Genomic DNA, 22,809 nt, shown 5'->3' with positions numbered 1-22,809 from the left:
TCCTTGTCAAAAGGCCGGACTTAGGCAGGTTGACGCATGGAAACGGAACGGGAACATGCTATAGGCCGGTCAATGGCCGAGGCGACCGCACTTCCTCCCCGCTTTCAGCAGTGGTTCGCCTCGCGCGGCTGGGCGCCCCGGTCACACCAGCTGGCCATGCTCGAAAAGGGCCGGCAGGGCCGCGACGCCCTGCTGATCGCCCCGACCGGCGGCGGCAAGACCCTGGCCGGCTTCCTGCCCAGCCTGCTCGAGCTGGCCGAACGCCCGCCGCGCAACACGCCGGCCGGGGTCCACACCCTCTACATCTCGCCGCTGAAGGCCCTGGCGGTCGACATCGAGCGCAACCTGGCCACGCCGATCCGCGAGATGGGGCTGAGCATCGTGGCCGAGAGCCGCACCGGCGACACCGGCGAGGCCCGCAAGCAGCGCCAGCGCCTGCGGCCGCCCGACATCCTGCTGACCACGCCCGAACAGCTGGCCCTGTTCTGCGCCTGGGAGGGGGCCCGGACCTACTTCGCCGACCTGTCCTGCGTGATCATCGACGAGGCCCACGCCCTCTGGCCCTCCAAGCGCGGCGACCTTCTGTCGCTGGGCCTGGCCCGGCTGCAGCTGTTTGCACCGAGGATGCGGCGGGTGGGCTTGTCGGCGACCGTGGACGATCCGGACCTGGTGCGGCGGTGGCTGGGGCGGAACCTTCTAGATCCTCCCCCTTCGGCGGAGGTGTCGCGAAGCGACGGAGGGGGTAGCGGCGCCCTCGTCGAGCCGTCCCCCTCCGGCCCTTCGGGCCACCTCCCCCAAAGGGGGAGGATCCATGACCACACGGTCGACCTCGTCCTCGGCTCCGGCGGCGCCCAGCCGATCGTGGAGGTGCTGGTCTCGGACGGCCGCGTGCCCTGGGCCGGCCACACGGCCGAGCACGCCATGGCCGAGATCTACCAGATCATCAAAGGCGCCAAGACCGCCCTGGTCTTCGTCAACACCCGCTTCCAGGCCGAGTTCGCTTTCCAGGAACTGTGGAAACTGAACGACGACGGCCTGGCCATCGCCCTGCACCACGGCAGCCTGGCGGCCGAGCAGCGGCGCAAGGTCGAGGCGGCCATGGCCCGCGGCGAGATCCGGGCCGTGGTCTGCACCTCGACCCTGGACATGGGCATCGACTGGGGCGACGTCGACCTGGTGATCCAGCTGGCCGCCCCCAAGGGCGCCTCGCGGATGGTCCAGCGGATCGGCCGCGCCAACCACCGCCTGGACGAGCCTTCCCGCGCCATCCTGGCTCCGGCCAACCGCTTCGAATACCTGGAGTGCCGCGCCGCCGCCGACGCCATCCTGGGCGGCCATCTGGACGGCGAGCCCGCCCGGATCGGCACCCTGGACACCTTGGCCCAGCACGTCATGGGCTGCGCCTGTTCCGAGCCGTTCGCCCTGACCGACCTCTATGACGAGGTCCGCACGTCCGGCCCCTACGCCGACCTGTCGTGGGAGGACTTCGAGACCGTGGTCGATTTCGTCTCGACCGGCGGCTACGCCCTGCGCACGTACGACAAGTTCCGCCGCATCGTACCCGGCCAGGACGGCCTCTGGCGAGCCCGCAACGCCCAGGCGGTGCTGGCCCATCGGATGAACGTGGGCGCCATCGTCTCGCCGGCGATGATCAATGTCCGCATCGGCGGCGGCAAGAGACCGATAGGAGGGCGCAAGGTCGGCGAGGCCGAGGAGGGCTTCTTCGAGCAGATGAAGCCGGGCGACACCTTCATCTTCGCGGGCCAGGTCTGGCGGTTCAACAGCCTGGTGGGGGCCGACGCCTTCGTCACGCCGGCGCCGGACAAGGATCCGATGCTGCCCAGCTGGGGCGGGTCGAAGTTCCCGCTGTCGACCTACCTGGCCGGTCGCGTGCGGGCGATGATGCACGACGAGGCCGAATGGCCCGCCCTGCCACCGGATGTCCAGGAATGGCTGGGCTATCAGAAGGTCCGCTCCATCATCCCCGAGCGCGACGAGATGCTGCTGGAGACCTTCCCTCACGGCAAGCGCTTTCACCTGGTCTGCTATCCGTTCGAGGGCCGCCTGGCGCACACCACGCTGGCCATGCTGCTGACCCGGCGGCTGGACCGGCTGGGCGTCGGCCCGCTGGGCTTCGTGGCCAACGACTACGCGGTCAACATCTGGGCGCTAAAACCGATGGACGCCCTGGACCTGGACGACCTGTTCGCCCAGGACATGCTGGGCGACGACCTGGAGGCCTGGCTGGCCGAGAGCTTCCTGATGAAGCGCGCCTTCAAGGCCTGCGCCCTGATCTCCGGTCTGATCGAGCGCCGCCATCCGGGCCAGGAGAAATCCGGCCGCCAGGTGACCTTCTCGACCGACCTGATCTATGACGTCCTGCGCCGCCATCAGCCCGATCACCTGCTGCTGCGCTGCGCCCGGGCCGACGCGGCGACCGGTTCTCTGGACGTGGCGCGCCTGGGCGAGATGCTGGCGCGGGTCCAGCGCCGCATCCGCCATGCGGCGCTGGACCGCGTGTCGCCGATCGCCGTGCCCATTATGCTTGAGATCGGTCGCGAGCGGGCGCCGGGCGACGCGGCCGGCGAAATGATCCTGGCCGAGGCCGAGGAAGACCTGATCGCCGAGGCGATGGCTTGAATGAGAGTGTATGCGGCGTGACCAGCCTGGCGTTCCAGATCGGCGATTGCGGCGGCCTGCGGCTCGAGATCGCGGGGACGCGCGCCGTACTGCGCCACTCCGGGGCCCTATGGCTGGAGGCCGAGCGCACGATGGTGGTGGCCGACCTGCACTTCGAGAAGGGCAGCAGCTACGCCGCGCGCTTCGGCCAGATGCTGCCGCCCTATGACACCCGCGAAACGCTGGACCGGCTGGAGCGCGAGCTGGCCGCCCTGTCGCCCGCCACCCTGGTGTTCCTGGGCGACAGCTTCCACGACGGGGCCGGCGAGGATCGGCTGCCGGGCGAGGACCGGGCCCGCATCGCCGCCCTGGCCGTGGGCCGGCAACTGGTCTGGGCCGTGGGAAACCACGACGAGGATGGCCCCCGCACCCTCCCCGGCGACGTAGTCGACGAGGCGGCGATCGCCGGCCTGACCTTCCGGCACGAGCCCCTGCCCGGCGCCCAGCCCGGCGAGGTGGCCGGCCACCTGCATCCGGCCGCCAAGGTGACCAGCGGCCGGGCCACGATTCGCCGGCGCTGCTTCGTCACTGACGGAGCCCGCCTGGTGCTGCCCGCCTTTGGGGCCTTCACCGGCGGGCTGAACATCCTGGACCAGGCCTTCGCACCGCTGTTCGGCGGACCGGCCCTGGCCGCCGCCCTGGGGCCCCGGCGGGTGCACGCGGTCGGCTGGAAATCGCTGCGCCCGGACTAAGGCCTGGCTGGACGGATCACCCTTCGCGCCCGGGCGTTTGATCCCCGGGACGCTGGAAGGAGTATCGTCATGCGACCGATCCCGATCGGTGTCGGCGCCGTTCTCGTCTTGTCGGCCACGCCCCTCCCGGGCGCGCCGACCGCCGCCCTGGCCGGCGAAGCCCCAGTCAAGACCGTGGCCAAGCTCGACGCCAAGGACCCGAAATACGACACCGAGGCCTGCAAGGCCCTCCGCGCAAAGGCGATCGACTACGAGGAGCCCGGCCTGGTGAAGAAGGCGCTCAAGATGGGCGGCAACGCCGTCGTGCCGCTGGCCGGCACGGTGGCTTCGGCCGCCCTGGGCATGAAGCAGGACAGCAAGGCGGAAAAGCTGAGCAAGCAGGTCGCCGCCGCCTGCGTGTCCGACCCGCTCAACGAGCAAACGCCGCTGATCAACGCCCCGAAGGCCAAGGCGGACGCGGCGGCCGTTCCGACGGTCGCGACCAATGCGGCGCCTTCGCCGGCGCTCGCCACCACGGCTGATGCGGCGGTCGAAACGGCGGCGGTGACCCAGTAGGTCTGGTGCTAGAGCATCGCGCGGAAAAGTGGATGCCGGCTTTCCGCAAAGCGATGCGAAAACAAAAACCTAGAGCCAGTCGTGCGATTCCTATATCGCGCGACTGGCTCTAGAGGTGGAGCGCCTGTTCCAGGGCGAAGGCCAGGGAGATGGCGGCGCCGGAGGTCAGCAGGGTGCGCAGGCGCGGACGCCAGGCCGGCCCCTCGTGATTGGTCACGTCCCACAGCCATTGCAGGATGAAGACCAGCAGGAACCCGGAGAGCTGCCAGGCCGGTTCGAACTTCAGTCCGCCCAGCAGCAGGCCAAAGCCGGCCAGGGGAAACAGCAGCGACAGGCCCAGGGTCAGCCAGCGCGGGCGGGCGCGCTCGATCTCGAGGCCGCAACGTATGCCGCCCAGGTAGGACAGCATGGCCGTTGAATAGGCCAACAGGCTGATCAGCGCCACCTGGCGCATGTCGATCGGGCCGTAGCAGAACAGCGCCGAGCAGACCACGAACGGGACCAGCGTGGCCAGGCCGCAGACCCATACGGCCAGAGGAACGGGCACGCGATCCTGCGGATGATCGGCCGCTGCTGCTTCGAACGCCATGCCTACTCCTTCGGGCGCGAATGCCGACGCACGCCCTTCCCCCCGGAAGGGACCAACTATTACCGAGGTCTGCCCATAGGTCCACGGACGATATTTGGCCACAGGACACAGCTTTTGAGCGAGCACCTTGGATGCTCGCTCAAAAAGGTCCTGAGAGTCCGGCTTCAGCGGCGAAGCAGGCCGTCCGGGATCAGCGGGCCCAGGTCGACAGGCGGCTGAGGGTGTCGCCGTCCAGCGCGCCGGAGGGCTGCAGGTTCTGGTCGCGCTGGTAGGCGGCGATGGCCATCTGCAGGGCCGGCGAGGTCACGCCGTCCTGCGGCCCCTGGTAGTAGCCCAGCTTGGACAGGGCGCGCTGGGCGGTGGCCAGACCGGCGCTGGGCGCGGCCGAGGCGACGGCGGGGGCCGGCGCGGCGGCCTGCGAGCGGAAGCCGCTGGCCGAGCGCTCGGCGATCCGCTGGCCCTCGGCGGTCAGCTGGGCGCGCAGGGCCGTGGCCCGGGCGCGAGAAGCGGTGTCGCCCGAGCGCGCGGCGATCAGGTACCACTTGTAGGCCTCGGTGGGGTTCTGGCTGACGCCCCAGCCGCCTTCGTAGAGCTGGGCCAGGTTGAACTGGCTGTCGACCAGGCCCAGGTCCGACGCCTTGCGGAACCAGCTGGCGGCCTTGGTCGAGTTCCGTTCGCCGCCTTCGCCCTTGTAATAGTAGAGGGCCAGGTTGTGCATGGCGCGAGGCTCGCCGGCCGTGGCGGCGCGCTCGGTCCAGCGGCGGGCCTCGACCAGATCCTTCTTCACCCCGCCCTCGCCGACCTCGTACATCTTGGCCAGGTAGAACTGCGCGCGCGGCAGGCCCAGGTTGGCGGCCTTGCGCAGGCTGTCCAGACCGGTGCGGTCCTTGGCCTCGATGCGGCGCACGCCCTCGTCATAGAGGGCCTGGGCGTTCTCGCCGGGCGGCGTGAGGGCGGCCGGCGAGATGTCGGTCGAGATCGTGGTCGCGTCGGCCTGAGTCTGGGAGGTCAGCGCCACCGCGGCGCGGGCGCCGATCGGGCTGGTGTCGGCCTCGGCGGCGCGGATTTCACCGGTGGTCTTGTTCGACGAGCCCTCGGCCACGCGCTCAGGCACGGGACCCGAGCCTTGGGCTAAGCTCATGATGGCGCCGGCGGAGGCCACGCCCAGACAGGCGGCTGTGGCCGAAACCATCAGCGCGGTCTTCATTGCGCCCTTCTTGGCCTTCTTTTCCGAACCCTTGGGGCCAAAACCGGCGAACAACGAGGTTCCAGGCTTCTTGACCTTCGCCTTGTCCTTACCCTTGTCGCCGGAGAGGGCGGCTTGGCGGGCGGCGGCGCGGGCCTGTTCGATCACCTCGCGGGTCGACAGCGGGCGCGACGGCGCGACCGGCTCTTCCGGGGCGGCGAAGTTGGAACTCGTGAACTCGGGGGCCGAGAAGTCGTCGTCATGAGCGGCGGCCGACTCGAAGGCCGTTTCCGGCTCCAGAGTCGAAGCAAAACCGTCAGCGGCTTCGAAATCCTCGTCGCCGAACTCCAGCGCCGGCGGTTCGCTGGCCGGAAAGGCCGGCGCTTCGAACACCGGAGCGTCGAAGACCACCGGCGCGGCAGTGCGGGCCGGCGTCGACACCGGGGCCGGCGCGTGCGGCGGGATGAAGGGAGCCGGCTGGTGGAAGACGTCCTCGGGAACGGCCTCGCCGCCGAACGAGAAACGCTCGCCGTCGTCGAACGGCGACGGGGCCGGACGCGCGGGCGGCGGCGCCACGGCGGCGGCGGCCTGCTCGGCGGCGCGACGCTGGGCCTCGGCCAGCTTGGTGTCGATCTTCTCGCGCGCTTCCTCCAGCAGGCGGGCGGTGCGCTCTTCGCTCTGGCGGATGCGGTCGACCAGTTCCTGCGAGGTGCGCTCGTGGCGCTGGTTCAGGCGGTCGGTGACGCGGGTGACCTGGTCGCCGACGTCGTCGATAGCCAGGGCGTTGCGGCGTTCGGCGTTGCTGATCCGCTCGGCCAGCTTCTCGGTGATCCGGGCGATCTCGGCGCCCAGCTTCTCCAGCGCCTGGGCCTGGACGCTGTCGGCGCGGTTCAGCTTCTGGTCGATGCTGGCGGCGACCTGCTCGATGGCGGCGGCGTTGCGGGCTTCGGAAGTCTGGACGCGGCGGTTCAGGGCGTCGGCCATGCCGACCACCTCGCGGCCCATGCGCTCGATGGCCTGGGCCGAGCGCTGTTCGGCGGCCTGCACGTGGGCGGTCATCTCGCCCAGCTTGTGCTCCATGCGGTCGAAGCGGCCGTCGGCGGATTCGCGCAGCTTGGCGGCCATCTCCAGACGGGCCGCTTCCATGCGCTGGGTCAGGCTGCCGGCCAGGTCGTCGAGACGCTTCTGCACGCCTTCGCCAGGATTGCTGCTTTCGACGGTCCGCAGGCGGCCGTCCAGGGCGCCGAACGAGGCGTTCAACGCCAGCAGGGCTTCCGAGGTGCGAGCCTCGGCGGCTTCCAGGCGTTGGCCGAGACGGGCCACGACTTCTTCGACCAGGGCCGCGGAATCACCGGCCCCGGTCTGGGCGTCCAGACGCTGTTCCAGATGGGCGATGGTCTCGCGGGTGCGGGCCTCACCTTCATAGAGATGGCCGGCGACCTTGCCCAAGGCGCCTTCCAGGGCCCGAAGCGCTTCGGCCGAACGCGGGCCGGCCGCCTCGGCCTCGATCCGGCGCAGCCGCTCGGCGGCGCGGGCCTGCTCGGACTTGATCTCGTCGGCCACGCCCTCGAAGCGGGCGGCCACGGCGACTTGCTCGCGCTCGGCGGCGACCAGGCGTTGCAGCGCGCCGCGCACGGACTCGTCGATGCCGGAGATGGCCTGGGCCGAGCGCTTCTCGGCGGCCTCGATGCGGTCGGTCAGCCGGTCCAGGGCCACCGCCACGCGACCGACCTCGTCGGCGGGATGTTCACGCGCTTCGATGCGCGACGGCGCGCCGCCGCGGGCGGTCTCGTAATAGGAAGGATTGGCGCGGTCGTTGTTGACCGCCAGGGAGGGGCGGCCAGGCTCGCCGAACGCTTCGAGCGACGCGGCGTCGAAGCCCTCGCCTTCGATGATCATGCGATTGAGCCATTCGCCCAGGGTCATGCCGGAGCGACGCGCGAGGTCTTTGGCGACCTCCCGTGCCTTGGGGTCTATCCCCTTAACGCTCCATGGCGCCGCGGCCGTCATGCGAATCGTTCCCTCTGCACCTGGGAACCAACGCTAGTCACCGATTCCTAGCGTGTAAACGCGACCAAAACCGCTACATATAGCAACGGTCAAGATTAACTGTGGATGGTTAACAGGCGCACCTTCTCAACGTATGTACCTAAGATTCGGCTGCATGTGGTTAACGCTCGTTAACGATTTGCATGGCCGATTGTCGCAGGCCATGAGAGGGCCATGGACCTCCCGACGACCCTCGCCATCGCCCTGGCCGCCCTGCTGTTCGCCGTCTTCTGCGGCTGGCGCGGCGCCCGTCCGATCAATGTTTTAAAGGGTCCGCGGATGATGCCGTGGCGTCCGCTGATGGTGGCCGGCGCCGTCGTGGCCCTGCTGATGGCGGCCCATGTCCTTAACCTGCTGGGGATGAAGACGGGCGACCCGCGCTACTAGGTCGCGGCCTTTTGGTCAGCCCCGAGACGCCGCCGGACGACAGCAGGCCGATATCGGCGAGCAGAAAAGGGATCGCCCACTTGTGAGGCGCGGCAATGTAGCGCGGCTGCCAGACCGGATCATACTTGTCCTTGTACCGCCGAACGCCCTGGAAATTGTAGATTTCCTCGCCGCGCTCGTAGAGCAGGCGGCCCACGCGCGACATGATCGGGGCCAGCGGACGGTCCTCGAGACCGGCCAGAGGCGCGACGCCGAACTCGAACGCCTGGTAGCCCTGCTCCTTGCCCCAGCCCAGCAGCTCGACGAACAGATAGTCCATGACGTTCTTAGGCGCGTCGTCGGAGTAGCGCATCAGGTCCATCGAGAACGAGACCTTGTTGGCCGTGGTCCACAGGGTGGCGAAAGCCACGATCCGATCCTCGACCCGCACCAGGGCGACCGGGAACTCGGCCACGTAGCGCTCGTCGAACCCGCCCATCGAGAAGCTCTTCTCACCGCCGGCGTGGTGGGCCAGCCAGGCGTCGGAAATCGCCTTCAGCTGCGGCATGACCTCGCGCACGCGCTCGGCCGGCAGGACCTCGAAGGCCGCGCCGCCCTCCCCGGCCTTGCGCCAGTTGCGGCGCAGGACCTCGCGACGGCGGCCGGCCAGGGAGAAGGCCTCCAGCGGCACGGCGGCGCTTTCGCCGGTCTTCTGGATGGCTAGGCCCAGGTCGACGCTGTCGGGCAAGTCGGCGGGACCCAGGGCGTAGAAGCCGGCGCGGGCGGCGTGGGCGTCGGCCAGTTCGCGGAACCGCCAGAACAGCTCCATGCGCTCGTCGTCGCGCCCGACCGGCGGCCCCATGGCGATCCACGAGCGGCCGCGCACGCCGAACATCAGGAAGCTCTCGCCCGAGGCCGAGAACAGGAAGCGCTTGTCGCCCAGCAGGGCCAGGTTCGAGGGCGGCTCGGCGTTCTCGGCCTTGGCCAGGATGGCGCGGACCTTGTCGAAGTCCGGGTCGGTGTCATCGACCACGGGCGGCGTGGCCGGCGTCGCGATCAGCCGCCACACGCCGATGGCCATCAGCACGATGGCGGCCGCGGCCGAGGAGCGGATGGCGCGCGCCACCTCGCGGTCGCCGATCGTCTTCATCACCGACTGGTCGGCATATTCGGTGTGGGCGAAGGTCCACCAGCCGCACAGCGCCACCCCGACCAGGGCCGCCGCGGCCGACAGCAGCCAGCCGGGCGTGATCTCCATCCGCGACAGGGCCGCCTTGCGCGGGAAGGCCTCGTGGAACGGCAGCATGGCCAGCATGATGGCCGTCAGGATGACCGTCTCTTCCCAGTTCAACCCCTTGAACAGGGCCAGGACCGCCCCGCCGGCCAGGGTGAACAGCGCCGCCCACCAGGCCGCGTCCAGGCGCGCGCGCAGCCCGAAGGCCAGCAGGACCAGCACCAGGCCCAGGATCGACGAGACGAAGTGGCTGACCTCGATCAGCGGCCCAGGGGCCACGGCCACCCAGATCGCGAAGCGGGTCGGCTCCGACGGCGTCGCGCCCGAGGCCAGCAGCAGGATCCCGGCGCAGGCCGCCAGGATGGCCGACAGCGTCGGCGCGACGGCGAGGAAGGCAGGCCTCAGTTGCGGCGCGGACATCTAGACCCCTGATCGGCGAATCCCGGCGGGACACGTCATCGGCCCCTCTATAGCGCGGCTTGTCCCCAGCGGGCGCCCGTCGCGTGACGAACGATCGTTTGAATCAGCTTGCCCCCGCCGTTCCATGGCGTAGTCTGCCGGCCGACGGCGCGGACAAGCGTTGCGGAAGACACGAACGCGTAGGGAGAAACGGCCATGGCGGATTTCGGCGGCGGCGACTTGGAAACCTTCCGGGCCGAGACCCGCGCGTGGCTCAAGGCCAACTACCCGCCGTCGCTGAACGCGCCGATGAGCGAGGACGACGCGCCGTGGGGCGGCAGGCGGTTCGAATGGAAGAACCCCGACGCCAAGCTGTGGCTGGACCGCATGGCCGAGCGGGGCTGGACCGCGCCCATGTGGCCCAAAGCCTATGGCGGCGGCGGTCTGTCCAAGGCCGAGAACAAGGTGCTGGAACAGGAGCTTCGCCGCCTCAAGGCCCGCCCCGCCCTGATGAGCTTCGGCGTCTGGATGCTGGGTCCGGTGCTGCTGGAATACGCCACGGAGGAGCAGAAGCAGCGATTCCTTCCGGCGATCGTGCGCGGCGAGACCCGCTGGTGCCAGGGCTACAGCGAGCCGGGCGCGGGTTCGGACCTGGCCTCGCTGCAGACCAAGTGCGAGGACAAGGGCGACCACTGGCTGATCAACGGCCAGAAGGTCTGGACCAGCTACGCCGACCAGGCCGACTGGATTTTCTGCCTGGTGCGCACCGACACGACGAAAAAGCACGAAGGCATCTCGTTCGTGCTGTTCGACATGACCTCGCCCGGCGTCGAGGCCCGGCCGATCAAGCTGATCAGCGGCAGCTCTCCGTTCTGCGAGACCTTCTTCGACAATGTGAAGGTCCCCAAGGACCAGCTGGTCGGCAAGGTCAACGGCGGCTGGGACATCGCCAAGCGGCTGCTACAGTACGAGCGCCAGAACATCTCGGCCTCGGGCTTCGGCGGGGGCGGCGGGCTGGATCTGGTCGAGGCGGCCAAGAAGGAGGTCGGGGTCGACGCGTCCGGCAAGCTGGCCGACGGCGACCTGCGGGCCCGCATCGCCCACCACCGCATGGACGCCCATGCCTTCACCCTGACCGTGCGCCGGGCCGAGGCGGAGTCCAAGCAGGGTTCGGGCCCCAGCGCCGCCGTCTCGATCATCAAGTACGCCGCCGCCAAGATGAACCAGGAGCGCACCGAACTGCTGGTCGAGGCCCTGGGCCTGCAAGGCCTGGGCTGGGAGGGCGAAGGCTTCACCCCGGACGAACTGGCCGCGCCCCGCGCCATGCTGCGCGCCAAGGGCAACTCGATCGAGGGCGGCACCAGCGAGGTCAATCTCAACGTCGTCGCCAAACGGGTGCTAGGCTTGCTGGATCATCAGTAGCGCCGGCGCAAAACCATGATCGAGTTCTGGTACGAGTTCGGATCCTCCTACAGCTATCCCGCCGCCATGCGCGTGGAGCGCTTGGCTGACGCGGCCGGCGTGGCCGTGGAATGGCGGCCCTTCCTGCTGGGGCCGCTGATGCATGAGCAACAGGGTTTGAACGACAGCCCGTTCAACGCCTTCCCGATCAAGGGCGACTACATGTGGCGCGACCTGCAGCGGATCTGCGACCAGGAAGGCCTGCCGCTGGTCCATCCCAGCCAGTTCCCCCGCAACGGATTGCTGGCGGCGCGTGTGGCGATCTGCGGACTGGAGGACGGCTGGACCCCGGCCTTCAGCCGTGCGGTCTACCAGGCCAATTTCGTCGATGACCAGGATATCTCGCGGGCCGAGGTGCTGGCCCCGCTGATCGCCTCGGTCGGCGCCGCGCCCGACGCGGTGCTCGTCGCCGCCGCGACCGACCCGGTCAAGACCCGCCTGAAGGACCACGTCCGCCAGGCGCAGGAGCGCGGCCTGTTCGGCGCGCCTTCCTTTGTCACCGCCGACGGCGAGCTCTTCTGGGGCAACGACCGCCTCGAACAGGCCCTCGACTGGGCCGTCCGCCATCAAGACCTCGAAACCGCTTAACTGGAGCCAGCCTGACATGGCCGTCCTGACCGAAGAACAGACCATGCTCCGCGACGCAGCCAAAGGCTGGACGCAGGACAGCGCCCCGGTCGGCGCGCTGCGCAAGTTGCGCGACGGCGGCTCCAGGCGAAGCTTCGATCCGGCGACCTGGAGCGAGATGGGCGCCATGGGCTGGGCGGGCGTCGTCGTGCCGGAAGAGTATGACGGCTCAGCCTTCGGCTATCTGGGCCTGGGCCTGATCCTTGAGGAGACCGGTCGCAACCTGGTGGCCTCGCCTCTGCTCTCCACCGCCCTGGTCGCGGCTTCGGCCCTGGTCCTGGGCGGATCGGGCGTCCAGAAGACCGAATGGCTGCCGAAGATCGCGGCCGGCGAGGTCATCGCGACCCTGGCCGTCGACGAAGGCGCACACCATGCGCCGCTGAACACGGCGCTGTCGGCGACCGTCTCCGGCGATGGCTTCGTTCTCAATGGAACCAAGACCTTCGTCCTCGACGGCGACGCGGCCGACCTGCTGGTCGTCGCCGCCCGCACTTCGGGCGCGGCGGGCGACAGCGACGGGATCACCCTGTTCCTGGTCCCGGGCGACGCTCCGGGGGTGACGCGCACCCATCTGGCGCTGGTCGACAGCCGCGGCGCGGCCCGGATCGGCTTCGACGGCGTGCCGGTCGGCGCCGAGGCGGTGCTGGGCGAGGTCGGCCAGGGCTGGGCGATCCTGGAGCCGGTGCTGGACCGCGCCTATGCCGGTCTGGCGGCCGAGATGCTGGGCGCCGCCACCGCCGCTTTCGAGGTCACCCTCGACTACATCAAGACCCGCACCCAGTTCGGCCAGGTGATCGGCACGTTCCAGGCCCTCCAGCATCGCGCGGCCAAGCTGTTCACCGACCTGGAGACCACCCGGTCGTGCGTGGAGGCGGCCCTGGAGGCGGCCGACGCTGGCGCTGACACGCGCCTGCTGGCCTCGCTGGCCAAGGCCAAGGCCAGCGAAGCGCTGCACCTGGCCTCCAACGAGATGGTCCAGATGCATGGCGGCATCGGCATGACCGACGCCCACGACGCCGGCCTCTACATGAAGCGCGCCCGCGTGGCCGAGGCCCTGTTCGGTTCGGCCTCGTTCCATCGCGATCGGTACGCGACGCTGTCGGGATTCTGAGCCGCCTCGCGTCCTTCGAGGCTCCAACCTTCACTCTAGGAACCGCTCTCGTCCGGACCAGTTCTTCCCTCCTGCCCGCAGGAAGGAAGAACCGCCATGAGCACCGATCCCAACGACAGGGCCGCCGCCGAAAAGCGCCTCTGGAAGGAGCTGGACCATGCGCGGTTCGGCATGCTGGGCCTGATGAACGCCCACCAGCATTTCCAGCCGATGACCGTCTTCGCCGAGCCGGAGGGCGGACAGATCTGGTTCTTCACCCGGCAGGACACCGACCTGGCCAGGAGCGCCAGCGGCGGCGCCGAGGCCATGCTGATCGTCCAGTCCAAGGACCAGGACTTCCAGGCCTGCATCGGCGGCGTGCTGTCCACCGCCCGCGACACCGTCCGCATCGACAAGTACTGGAATCCGATCGTCGCCGCCTGGTTTCCGGAGGGCAAGGACGACCCGGCCCTGACCCTGCTGCGGCTGGACGCCCGGGACGCCGAACTGTGGATCGCCAGGGGCGGCCCGGTGCGCTTCGCCTGGGAGGTGGCCAAGGCCAACCTGACCGACAGTCCGCCCGACCTGGGCGACAAGGCCCACGTCAAGCTGGGTTAGACGCCAGCGGGCTTGGCGTATCGAGGACGTCGTCAACCGCGCCCCCCGCCTTGATTTGACGAAAACGGTCGATCGAAAGTCTCGGCTGCTGCTGGGCAGCGAAACGACGACGCTTCGACAAGCGAGCAATAGTCTACTGAGGACGACAAGAGATACAAGAGGGCGACGAGCAACCAACTATTCCGGCAACGTCGGATAGGCGACAAACTTAGTTTGGAAGAATCTTGGCGCGCCACATCTGTGTCGACTACTCGACAGCGCGGCGGCGGCTTCCAACCTAAGTTTCGAATCCCTTCCGCCTACCGATGGTCGATTCGTTCGACGGGGCCGCGCCAACTTGAAAAATCGTCTGCTTGCCGCCCTGCCGACGGAAGATCTCGGCCTGATTGCGCCCCACCTCGTCCAGCAGGAGCTGGAAAAGGGTCGTCACCTGTACGATCCGGGCGATCCGATCGAGTCCATCTATTTCCCCCATGATTGCGTCATCTCGCTGATGACCCTGATGGAGAACGGAGCGGCCATCGAGTCCGCGCCGATCGGTCGCGAAGGCGCTTTGGGCCTGACGGCCGCTGTGGCGCCGCGCCAGTCGCTGGTGCGGGCTATCATCCAGACTCCCGGCCAGGCCTCGCGGATCAGCGCCTCGGCCCTGCACGAGGCCTGGACCCGCAGCCCCGCCCTGCGCGACCTGGTCGATCGCCACAACGAGGCGCTGTTCGGCCATGCGATCCAGTCGGTGGCCTGCAACGCCCTGCATGGCGTGGAGGCCCGCTTTTGCCGCTGGCTGCTGTCGTGCCGCGATCGCATCGAAGGCGACACCATCAGCCTGACCCAGGAATTCCTGGCCGACATGCTTGGCGTCCAGCGCACCACGGTCACGGCCGTGGCCGGTGCGCTGCAGGCCAAGGGCCTGATCCGCTATCGCCGGGGCGTGGTCGACATCCTGGATCGCGCCGGCCTGGAGGCCATCACCTGCGAGTGCTACGCCGCCGTGCGGCGCGGCTACGAACGCCTGCTGCCGCTTCCGTTCGGCTGAAAGCCGGCCTAGAGCAAATCGCGCGATTCAGGAATCGCACGATTTGCTCCAGGTTTTTGTTTTCGCATCGCTTTTGCGGAAAACCGGCATCCACTTTTCCGCGCGATGCTCTAGCGGCGCTTGCGGGTCGGGAACGGCGCGTGGGCCAGGCGCAGGAGGTTGGCCGCGCCCGGCGCGCCGAACGGGGTGCCCGCGACGATCAGCACGCGCTCGCCCGGACCGACCAGGTCCAGCTCGACGGCCTTGGCGACCGCGTCGGAGGTGACCACCTCCAGGCTGTCGGGCTGGCCGCTGACGCGGGCCTCCACGCCCCAGACCAGGCACATGCGGCGCACGGCCTCGACGCGGGGCGACAGGGCCAGCACCGGCTGCAGCGGCCGCTCGCGCGACAGGCGACGGGCGGTGGCGCCCGTGGTGGTGAAGGCCACCAGACACTTGGTCGAGCCGGCCTTGGCGGCCTGGGCGGCGGCCACCACCAGAACGTCGGCGTCCTCGTCGTTGTGCGGCTGCTCGGCCTGCATCAGCTCGGGCCAGCGCGGGTCGCGCTCCACCCGCTCGATGATGCGGCTCATCATCGTCACGGCCTCTTCCGGATAGTCGCCGGCGGCGCTTTCCGCGGAAAGCATGACCGCGTCCGCGCCCTCGTAGACGGCGTTGGCCACGTCCGAGGCCTCGGCCCGGGTCGGGGTCGGCGAGCTGGTCATCGATTCCAGCATCTGGGTGGCGACGATCACCGGAATGCCGCGCTCGCGGGCGGCGCGCAGGATGACCTTCTGGGCCACCGGCACCTCCTCCGGCGCCATCTCGACGCCCAGGTCGCCGCGGGCCACCATCACCCCATCGCAGAGGTCGAGGATCGGGCCCAGCACTTCCAGGGCCTGGGGCTTCTCGATCTTGGCCAGGACGGCGGCGCGGCCTTCGACGATGCGACGCAGCTCGGCCATATCCTCAGGGGCCTGGACGAACGACAGGGCGATCCAGTCGACACCCAGGCGCAGGGCGAAGGCCAGGTCCTCGCGATCCTTCGGCGTCAGGGGCGACATCGGAATCACCACGTCCGGCACGGCCACGCCCTTGCGCTCAGACAGCTTGCCGCCGTTGACCACGGTGGTGTTGGCGTAGCCAGGGCCGGCGTCGGTCACCGTCATCCGCAGCTTGCCGTCGTCCAGCAGCAGGGTCGCGCCGGGACGCATGGCCACCAGGATCTCCGGATGCGGCAGGTGCACGCGGGTGACGTCGCCCGGGGTGGGGTCGTCGTCGAACCGGAAGGCCTGGCCGGCCTTCAGCGTCACCGGCCCTTCGGCGAACTTGCCCACGCGCAGCTTCGGGCCCTGCAGGTCGGCCAGGACGCCCAGCGGGCGCCCGACGACCGCCTCGGCCGCGCGGATGGCGGCGTAGGACGCGGCGTGATTGTCGTGGCTGCCGTGGCTGAAGTTCAGACGGAAGACGTCGGCTCCGGCCTTGGCCAGGGTGACGATCATCTCCGGCGAGCTGCTGGCCGGGCCGATGGTGGCGACGATGCGGGAGCGGCGCGCGCGGATCATGAACCTGCTCCGGAGAGGCTAGAAAATGCTGCGATGCGGCAATAGATACCGCACAGCAGAAAGGATTTGCTTTCGACGAGCGCCATTTCCCGAAATTGCGCCTGACAACGTTGTCTAGCAATCCGAACCTGGATTCGTCATTGCTGACTTAGCGTCAACTCACGAGCCTTTCCACCTCCATAAGAATGGACAGCGCGAAAGCCCCGGAGATTTGAACGCCTGAAGTCGATTTTGGGTCGCGCGGGCGATCGAGCCTAGCCGACCGGACCGGTGGATTCGCGCACCACCAGTTCGAAATCCAGCAGGCGCGACGGCGGCGGCTCGCCTTCAGCCCGGGTCGCGCCGGTCAGCAGCAGATCGGCGGCGGCCGCCGCCATGGCCTGGATCGGCTGACGCACCGTGGTCAGCTGCGGCCAGACGACCTTGGCTCCGGGCGTGTCGTCGAAGCCGGCCACCGACAGGGTCTGGGGCACTTCGAGGCGCAGGCGGTTGGCCACCGCCATCACGCCCAGGGCCATGTCGTCGTTGGAGGCGAAGATCGCCGTGGGACGGTTCGCGCGATCCAGCAGCCGCTCGGCGGCCTCAAAGCCTGAGCGGAACGAGAACCAGCCCTGCTCGACGTGCTCCTCGCGCACGGCGAGGCCGTGCTCCTTCATCGCCGCCGCATAGCCCTCATAGCGCAGGTGCGAGGCGCCGTGCTCGGGGTGACCCTTGATAAAGCCGATGTCGGTATGGCCCAGGCCGATCAGGTGGGCTGTCATTTCGTAGGCGGCGCGGACGTCGTCCATCCGCACGTGGGCCGAACGGTCCTGATCCTGGTCGGGCGACAGCCGCACATAGGGCACGCCCTCGGCCTCCAGCACGTCCAGCACCGCGACATTGTCGCAGACCGGCGGCGTCAGGATCACGCCGTCCATGCGCAGGGTCTGCAGCATCGGCTCCACCTGGGCGGCGACGTCGCCCGTGGAGTCGAGCGGCTCGACGATCAGGTGGTAGCCCTCCTCGCGACAGCGGGCGATCGCCCCCAGCTGCACGTCGGTGACATAGGCGGGGCTGGGATTGTCGAAGAACACGCCGATCAGATAGGCCTTCGACCCCGCCAGGCTGCGGGCCGAGATGTTGGGCCGATAGTTCAGGGCCGCGACCGCTTCCTGCACGCGCGCGCGGGTGTCGTTTTTCACGTTGGGCTCGCGGTTGAGCACCCGCGAAACAGTCTTGATCGACACTCCCGACAGGCGGGCGACCTCGTGGATCGTAACCTTGGAAATCAAGACCGGCCTCGCGAAGCGTCGGAAATCGACAAGCGACGCAATAAAGGCATGACAACCTTGTCAAGGCGAGCCCACTTCCAGTGGAAATCTCACCTTGAGGGACCAGAAGCCGCGACCGCGAGCCGAAAGCCCTACGAAATGGCCGCCTTGCCGTCCGGCGTCATGGCCACGGCCGCGCCGATCAGGGCGGTGTGCGGGTTCATCACCACGTGAGTCGGGATGGCGCGGGTGTAGTCGCTGAGCCGGCCCTTCGATTCGAATCGCTCGCGGAACTGGCCCTCTTCCAGCAGGTCGATGATCCGCGGCGCGATCCCGCCGGCGATGAACACCCCGCCCCGGGCGCCCAGCGCCATGGCAAGGTCGCCGGCCGCCGAGCCGAGAATGGCGCAGAACCGGTCGATCGTGACCTTGCAACAGGCGTCGCCGGCCACGCCGTGCTCGGTGATCTGCTTGGCGGTCAGCTCTTCGGTCTGGCGGCCCTCAACCTCGGCCAGGGCCATGTGCAGGTCCTCCATGCCGGGGCCCGACAGGATCCGCTCGATCGAGCAGCGGCCGAACCGCTGCATCAGGATGCGGAGAATCTCGATCTCGATCTCGTCGAACGGGGCGAAGGCGATGTGGCCGCCTTCGGTGGTCAGGGGCGTCTCGACCCCGTGCCGACGCACCATGCCCGCCGCGCCGAAGCCGGTGCCGGGGCCGATGATCGCCAGGTCGCCCTCGCCGGAGGTCTGGTGCGGACCGATCTGGCGCAGGTCCTTGGGCGCCAGGCGCGGGGCGGCCAGGGCCTGGGCGGTGAAGTCGTTGATCAGCCTGGCCGAGCGGAAGCCGCCGGCCCGGCGAAGGCTGTCCTCCGACAGCTTCCAGTCGCTGTTGGTGAACTGCACGGCGCCGTGCTCGATAGGGCCGGCGACGGCGACCACCGCCAGATCCGGATGCCGCACGCCCATCTTGTCCAGATAGGCTTCGACGGCGTCCTCGGCTTGGCCGTAGTCCTCGCCCTTATAGGAGGTGGGTTCGATCAGCTTGGGATCTCCCCCATCGAAATCGACCAGAGCGAACCGCGCGTTGGTTCCGCCGATGTCGCCGACCAGGCCAAGCCCGATGGAGTTCAAGCCGCTCATGTCCATCACTTCCTAAGCAAACAGCACCGATGCGCCGTGGTCGGACGCACCGACTCCCGAGCGCAGCAGACCGAAGAGTTCCCGTCCAAAGCCCGGCTTGGACGCCGGGACTTGCGCCGGCGTGCGGGCGCGCAGGGTCGCCTCGTCCACCAGGATTTTCAGTTCGCCCGTGTGAGCGTTCAGCGAGATGACGTCGCCGTCTTCGACATAGGCCAGCGCCCCGCCCTTGGCGGCTTCCGGCGTGATGTGGATCGCGGCCGGGGTCTTGCCCGAAGCGCCCGACATCCGCCCATCGGTGACCAGAGCCACCTTGAAGCCGCGGTCCAGCAGCACCGAAATCGATGGTGACAGGTTGTGCAGCTCGGGCATGCCGTTGGCCGACGGACCCTGGAAGCGGACCACGACGACGACGTCGCGGTCCAGCTCGCCGCGCTTGAAGGCGGCGATGAAGTCTTCCTGTTCCTGGAACACGGCCGCCGGAGCGGTGATCACCTGATGCTCGGGCTTCACGGCCGAGACCTTGATCACGCCGCGACCCAGGTTGCCGGTCAGCAGGCGCAGGCCGCCTTCGGGGCTGAACGGGTCGGAGGCGGGGCGTAGGATGTTGAGGTCCAGCGACTCGTCCGCGCCCTCGCGCCAGGCCAGCTCGCCGTCGACCAGGGTCGGCTCCTGGGTGTAGCGCGACAGGCCGGGGCCGGCGACCGTCAGGACGTCCTCGTGGGCCAGACCGGCCTTCAGCAGTTCCTTGACCACGAAGTGGATGCCGCCGGCGGCGTGGAACTGGTTCACATCGGCCGAGCCGTTCGGATAGACCTTGGCCAGCAGGGGCGTGGCCTTGGAGATGTCGTCCAGGTCTTCCAGGGTCAGGATGATGCCGGCCGCGTGGGCCATGGCCACCAGGTGCAGGGCCAGGTTGGTCGAGCCGCCGGTCGCCATCAGGCCGACCACGCCGTTGACCACGGCCTTCTCGTCGATCACCCGGCCGACCGGGATCCAGTCGTTGCCCTTGTGGGTGATGGCCGCCACGCGCTTGGCGGCTTCCTTGACCAGGGCGGTGCGCAGCGGGGTGTGCGGATGGACGAAGGCAGAGCCCGGCAGGTGCAGGCCCATCAGCTCCATCAGCATCTGGTTGGTGTTGGCCGTGCCGTAGAAGGTGCAGGTGCCCGGGCCGTGATAGCTGGCGCTCTCGGCGGCCAGCAGTTCCTCGCGGCCGACCTTGCCTTCGGCGTAGAGGGCGCGGATGCGGGCCTTCTCCGAATTGGGCAGGCCCGAGGTCATCGGTCCGGCGGGCACGAACATCGCCGGCAGGTGGCTGAAGGTCAGGGCCCCGATCAGCAGGCCCGGCACGATCTTGTCGCAGACGCCCAGATAGAGCGCGCCGTCGAAGGCGTCGTGGGTCAGGGCGATGCCGGTGGCCATGGCGATCACGTCGCGCGAGAACAGCGACAGCTCCATGCCCGGACGGCCCTGGGTGACGCCGTCGCACATGGCCGGCACGCCGCCGGCGAACTGGGCCGTGGCCCCGACCTCGCGCGCCGCGTCCTTGATCAGCGCCGGATACTCTTCCAGCGGCTGGTGGGCCGACAGCATGTCGTTATAGGCCGAGACGATGCCCAGGTTGGGGGCGTTGACGTCCAGGGCGCGGACCTTGTCCACGGCCGGCGAGGCGGCGAAGGCGTGGGCCCAGTTGGCGCAGCTGAGCTTGGCGCGGCCCGGCTGAGCCGCCGCCGCGGCGTCCAGGTTGGCCAGGTAGGTCGAGCGGCTGTCGCGGCTGCGTTCGATGATCCGCGCGGTGACGGCGGCGATCACGGGGTTCAAGGCCATGGGACTACTCCGCCCAGAGGATACGGACCGGGGCGCGGTCCTGGTTCAGAATCGCGGCGATCGGCAAGGCCTGATCGACCGGACCTTCGAGCAACGTCTTCTTGGCGCCGCCGGTGACCAGCAGGACGATCAGCGACGACTGGATCAACGCCTGGAAGGTCAAGCTGATCCGGGGCAGGTCCGGCGCCGGCTGGCCGGGCGGCACGGCGATCACCGTCCGCTCCGACGCCGGGTCCAGGCCTTCCGCCAGTTTCGGATTGCCGAGGAACAGCGAGGCGAAGTGGCCGTCGGGACCGACGCCCAGCAGGGTCACGCCGAACGGCAGCGCCCTGGCGACCCCGGCCTCCGCCTTGGCCGGAACCTCGTCCTGGGCCACGCCGTCGAAATAGAGCGGCGCGAAACCGGCCTTGGCCGCCTCCCCCGTCAGCAGATGCCGGCGAACCAGACCCTCGTTGCTGCTGGGGTCGGACGGCGGCACGAAACGCTCGTCGGTCAGGGTGACCACGACCTGATCCCAGGGGACGGTCATGGTCGCCAGCCGGTCGTAGACCGGGGCCGGGGTCGAGCCGCCGGTGGCGGCGAACCCGGCCTGGCCGCGCTTGGCCACGGCCTGCGTCAGGGCCGAAGCAACGACCGAGGCGGCGGCGTCGTACAGCGCCTCGCGGGTGGCGAAGGCCTCGATCTTGGGGAGGGTCATGGTCGCCACGCCTACTCGTTCCAGGCCCGGCCCTGGGGCGAGATCAGCGCGGTGGCGCTGTGCGGCCCCCAGGTGCCGGCGGCGTAGGGCGCGGGCTCGATCTTGGCCTCGGCCCAGGCGGCCGAGACGCCGTCCACGAACTTCCAGGCCTGCTCGACCTCGTCGCGGCGCACGAACAGGGTACGGTCGCCGCGGAACACGTCCAGCAGCAGCTTCTCGTAGGCGATGCGGCGACGGCTTCCGGCCGCGCTCATGGCCAGGGACAGCGGCAAGGACTGCAGGCGCATGCCCTCCTCCGACAGGCCCGGCCGCTTGGTCATCACGGTCAGCGAGATATCCTCGTCCGGCTGCAGGTCGATGACCAGGCGGTTGGCCTTGGTCTCGGCCTGGGCGGCGGCGCCGAAGATGTTGTGCGGCACGGGCTTGAACTGCACGACGATCTGGGTGCGGCGGTCGGGCAGGTTCTTGCCGGTGCGCAGGAAGAACGGCACGCCGGCCCAGCGCCAGTTGTCGATGTCGACCTTCATGGCCACGAAGGTCTCGGTCTTGGACGGCTTGCCGACCTCTTCCAGATAGCCTTCGCGGGCCGTGCCCTCGACCACGCCCGCCACGTACTGACCGCGCACGGTGTCGTGGGCGACATTGGCCTTGGTGAACGGACGCAGGGACCGCAGCACCTTGACCTTCTCGTCGCGGACCGCGTCCGGATCAAAGCCCGACGGAGCCTCCATGGCCACCAGGCACAGCAGCTGCAGCAGATGGTTCTGCAGCATGTCGCGCAGGGCGCCGTACTCGTCGTAATAGGGCCAACGCTCGCCGACCTTCTCGGTCTCGGCGATGGTGATCTGCACGTGGTCGATGTGCTTGTTGTCCCACAGGGGCTCGAACAGCACGTTGCCGAAACGCAGGGCGGTCAGGTTCTGGACCGTCTCCTTGCCCAGATAGTGGTCGATGCGGAAGATCTGGCTCTCGTCGACCACCGCGCCGACCGCGCCGTTGATCACGCACGAGCTGGCGAAATCCTTGCCGATCGGCTTTTCCAGCACCAGGCGCGTCCTGGGGCCGGTCAGGCCCGCAGCCTGCAGGGCGCCGCAGACCGAGCCGTAGAGGCTGGGCGACAGGGCGAAATAGACGACCAGATCGCCGTGCTTGCCGATCTTCTCGGCCAGGGCCTTGGCGCCGGCTTCCTGCGTGATGTCGACGGACAGATAATCCAGGCGGGCGGCCAGGCGATTCCAGGCCGATTCCTCGACAGTGGCCCGCTTGCCCAATTGCTCGCGCACCAGCTTGCGATAGCTGTCGGCGGTGTGGTCGTGACGGGCCAGGCCGATGATCCGCAGATCGTGCGGCAGCAGACGGTCGACTTCGAGAAAATACAGCGAAGGCAACAACATGCGCAGCGCGAGATCCCCCGCGCCGCCCAGCAGAACCAGCACTTCGCGACCCGTCTGGTCAGCGTTTGTTTCTTTGGCCAAAGCTTCCACCCTATGACAACGTTGTCATGCCACGCCCTCGCGAGCAATGCAAGCGGACCCCGTCCCGTGAGGACCAAAGCCCCGTGTCGACGTCCCGACAGGATCGCGCGCGCGGCGTCTAACTAAGGCGTTTGGGCCTGGGCCGCCAGCAGACCAATCGCTTTTCGAACGCGAAGGTTCACCGCTTGAGCAGACGAAACGCGGCCGAGTCGCAAATGACGACCGCGCAGGCGAGGCCTGAGGGAGGAATCATGCCCAATGTGGGCAGGGCCAGTTCGACCTGACCAGCGAATGCGAAG

Annotated in this window: 18 protein-coding genes; 9 read left to right on the top strand and 9 right to left on the bottom strand. The window is 69.0% G+C overall.

What is annotated here, in order from left to right:
* The first annotated feature begins 72 nt into the window (after positions 1 to 72).
* From EV278_RS05315 to EV278_RS05305, 3 genes are all read left to right on the top strand, one after another.
* Positions 73 to 2,640 (top strand): ligase-associated DNA damage response DEXH box helicase, encoded by a 2,568-nt coding sequence (locus tag EV278_RS05315; RefSeq protein ID WP_132087593.1) that lies wholly within the window; start codon positions 73 to 75, stop codon positions 2,638 to 2,640.
* 26 nt (positions 2,641 to 2,666) lie between these two features.
* Complete coding sequence (gene pdeM / locus EV278_RS05310; protein ID WP_132087887.1) at positions 2,667 to 3,371, top strand: ligase-associated DNA damage response endonuclease PdeM; 705 nt, start codon at positions 2,667 to 2,669, stop codon at positions 3,369 to 3,371.
* 69 nt (positions 3,372 to 3,440) lie between these two features.
* Positions 3,441 to 3,926, top strand: coding sequence for a hypothetical protein (locus EV278_RS05305; protein WP_132087590.1), 486 nt, complete (start codon positions 3,441 to 3,443; stop codon positions 3,924 to 3,926).
* Positions 3,927 to 4,035: 109 nt separating this feature from the next.
* Here EV278_RS05305 and EV278_RS05300 read toward each other — a convergent pair whose 3' ends face one another.
* Both EV278_RS05300 and EV278_RS05295 read right to left on the bottom strand, forming a co-directional pair.
* Positions 4,036 to 4,515, bottom strand: coding sequence for a DUF3429 domain-containing protein (locus EV278_RS05300; RefSeq protein WP_132087587.1), 480 nt, complete (start codon positions 4,513 to 4,515; stop codon positions 4,036 to 4,038).
* 190 nt (positions 4,516 to 4,705) lie between these two features.
* Positions 4,706 to 7,627, bottom strand: coding sequence for a peptidoglycan-binding protein (locus tag EV278_RS05295; RefSeq protein WP_243692087.1), 2,922 nt, complete (start codon positions 7,625 to 7,627; stop codon positions 4,706 to 4,708).
* A gap of 297 nt (positions 7,628 to 7,924) precedes the next feature.
* On the opposite strand from EV278_RS05295, the gene EV278_RS05290 reads away from it, so the two are divergent.
* Complete coding sequence (locus EV278_RS05290; protein WP_132087581.1) at positions 7,925 to 8,137, top strand: hypothetical protein; 213 nt, start codon at positions 7,925 to 7,927, stop codon at positions 8,135 to 8,137.
* Here EV278_RS05290 and EV278_RS05285 read toward each other — a convergent pair.
* On the bottom strand, positions 8,097 to 9,770 hold the full coding sequence (locus tag EV278_RS05285; RefSeq protein ID WP_132087578.1) for a bifunctional lysylphosphatidylglycerol flippase/synthetase MprF: 1,674 nt from the start codon (positions 9,768 to 9,770) through the stop codon (positions 8,097 to 8,099). The two genes, EV278_RS05290 and EV278_RS05285, sit on opposite strands and share 41 nt — an antisense overlap.
* Positions 9,771 to 9,965: 195 nt before the next feature.
* Here EV278_RS05285 and EV278_RS05280 point away from each other — a divergent pair, with 195 nt between their 5' ends.
* From EV278_RS05280 to EV278_RS05260, 5 genes are all read left to right on the top strand, one after another.
* A complete protein-coding gene (locus tag EV278_RS05280; RefSeq protein ID WP_132087575.1) occupies positions 9,966 to 11,171 on the top strand; it encodes an acyl-CoA dehydrogenase family protein in 1,206 nt (401 codons plus the stop codon).
* A 15-nt stretch (positions 11,172 to 11,186) separates the two neighbouring features.
* Positions 11,187 to 11,798: a 2-hydroxychromene-2-carboxylate isomerase gene (locus tag EV278_RS05275; RefSeq protein ID WP_132087572.1), complete on the top strand. Its 612-nt coding sequence runs from the start codon at positions 11,187 to 11,189 to the stop codon at positions 11,796 to 11,798.
* 16 nt (positions 11,799 to 11,814) lie between these two features.
* On the top strand, positions 11,815 to 12,948 hold the full coding sequence (locus tag EV278_RS05270) for an acyl-CoA dehydrogenase family protein (RefSeq protein WP_132087569.1): 1,134 nt from the start codon (positions 11,815 to 11,817) through the stop codon (positions 12,946 to 12,948).
* A gap of 96 nt (positions 12,949 to 13,044) precedes the next feature.
* On the top strand, positions 13,045 to 13,545 hold the full coding sequence (locus EV278_RS05265; RefSeq protein WP_132087566.1) for a pyridoxamine 5'-phosphate oxidase family protein: 501 nt from the start codon (positions 13,045 to 13,047) through the stop codon (positions 13,543 to 13,545).
* A gap of 337 nt (positions 13,546 to 13,882) precedes the next feature.
* Positions 13,883 to 14,578: a Crp/Fnr family transcriptional regulator gene (locus EV278_RS05260; protein ID WP_132087563.1), complete on the top strand. Its 696-nt coding sequence runs from the start codon at positions 13,883 to 13,885 to the stop codon at positions 14,576 to 14,578.
* Positions 14,579 to 14,688: 110 nt separating this feature from the next.
* Here EV278_RS05260 and pyk read toward each other — a convergent pair whose 3' ends face one another.
* The 6 genes from pyk to zwf form a co-directional block, all read right to left on the bottom strand.
* The gene (gene pyk, locus EV278_RS05255; RefSeq protein ID WP_132087560.1) at positions 14,689 to 16,122 is read right to left on the bottom strand and encodes a pyruvate kinase; all 1,434 of its coding nucleotides are present in this window, start codon (positions 16,120 to 16,122) and stop codon (positions 14,689 to 14,691) included.
* Between the two features lie 254 nt (positions 16,123 to 16,376).
* Entirely contained in the window at positions 16,377 to 17,393 is a 1,017-nt protein-coding gene (locus tag EV278_RS05250; RefSeq protein ID WP_132087557.1) for a LacI family DNA-binding transcriptional regulator, read from the bottom strand.
* A gap of 131 nt (positions 17,394 to 17,524) precedes the next feature.
* Positions 17,525 to 18,514: a glucokinase gene (gene glk, locus EV278_RS05245; RefSeq protein WP_132087554.1), complete on the bottom strand. Its 990-nt coding sequence runs from the start codon at positions 18,512 to 18,514 to the stop codon at positions 17,525 to 17,527.
* 12 nt (positions 18,515 to 18,526) lie between these two features.
* Positions 18,527 to 20,338, bottom strand: a complete 1,812-nt coding sequence (edd, locus tag EV278_RS05240; RefSeq protein ID WP_132087551.1) for a phosphogluconate dehydratase — start codon at positions 20,336 to 20,338, stop codon at positions 18,527 to 18,529.
* Positions 20,339 to 20,342: 4 nt separating this feature from the next.
* Positions 20,343 to 21,035 carry a 6-phosphogluconolactonase gene (gene pgl, locus EV278_RS05235; RefSeq protein ID WP_132087548.1) on the bottom strand — a complete coding sequence of 231 codons (693 nt, stop codon included), beginning with the start codon at positions 21,033 to 21,035 and terminating at the stop codon, positions 20,343 to 20,345.
* 11 nt (positions 21,036 to 21,046) lie between these two features.
* Positions 21,047 to 22,510 carry a glucose-6-phosphate dehydrogenase gene (zwf, locus tag EV278_RS05230; protein WP_132087544.1) on the bottom strand — a complete coding sequence of 488 codons (1,464 nt, stop codon included), beginning with the start codon at positions 22,508 to 22,510 and terminating at the stop codon, positions 21,047 to 21,049.
* Positions 22,511 to 22,809: the final 299 nt, after the last annotated feature.

Origin of the sequence: Caulobacter sp. BK020 (assembly GCF_004342605.1) — a bacterium.
Lineage (GTDB): Bacteria > Pseudomonadota > Alphaproteobacteria > Caulobacterales > Caulobacteraceae > Caulobacter.
This window is presented reverse-complemented; position numbering and strand designations above follow the sequence as displayed.